We start from the raw sequence: 887 nt of genomic DNA, 5'->3' as shown, positions 1-887 counted from the left end.
GTTGTTGAGCGACCTGGCGAGGTTGGGGAGGAAGGCATCGGGCCGGGCTTCGGCCAGACGCCGATAGGCGCCAACAGCCTCGATGATCGCCTCCAGTGCATCTTCCCGCCGCCCCAACTCACCCAACCGGAGGGACTGGTTGTTGAGCGACCTGGCGAGGTTGGGGAGGAAGGCATCGGGCCGGGCTTCGGCCAGACGCCGATAGGCGCCAACAGCCTCGATGATCGCCTCCAGGGCTTCCTCTCGCCGCCCCAGCGCGGCCAACGGAGTGGACTGGTTGTTGAGCGACCTGGCGAGGTCGGGGAGGAAGGCATCGGGTCGGGCTTCGGCCAGGCGCCGGCGGATGGCGACGGCCTCGGTGATTGCCTCCAGCGCCTCCTCCGGCCGCCCCAACTCACCCAACTGAACCGACTGGTTGTTGAGCGAACTGCTGAGGTCAGGGAGGAAGGCATCGGGTCGGGCTTCGGCCAGACGCCGGCGGATGGCGACAGCCTCGATGATCGCCTCCAAGGCCTCCTCCGGCCGCCCCAACTCACCCAGCAAGTTCGATTGATTGTTGAGCGAACTGCTGAGGTCGGGGACGAAGGCATCGGGCCGGGCTTCGGCCAGGCGCCGGCGGATGGCGACAGCCTCGATGATCGCCTCCAGTGCCTCCTCCGGCCGTCCCAGCGCGGCCAGCCGGACCGACTGGTTGTTGAGCGACGTCGCGAGGTCGGGGAGGAAAGCGTCGGGTCGGGCTTCGGCCAGACGCCGATAGGCGCCAACGGCCTCGATGATCGCGTCCAGGGCCTCTTCCGGCCGTCCCAGCGCGGCCAGCAGGTTCGACTGGTTGTTGAGGGGCGTCGCGAGGTCGGGGAGGAAAGCGTCGGGTCGGGCTTCGGCCAGCG

General features: G+C 68.8%; 1 protein-coding gene. It reads right to left on the bottom strand.

What is annotated here, in order from left to right; all coding sequences use genetic code 11:
* On the bottom strand, positions 1-887 hold an 887-nt coding region (locus tag ABZ479_RS31355; RefSeq protein WP_500464721.1), incomplete at both ends, for a tetratricopeptide repeat protein.

The organism is Streptomyces sp. NPDC005722, assembly GCF_040630935.1.
Classification (GTDB): Bacteria; Actinomycetota; Actinomycetes; order Streptomycetales; family Streptomycetaceae; genus Actinacidiphila.
This window is presented reverse-complemented; position numbering and strand designations above follow the sequence as displayed.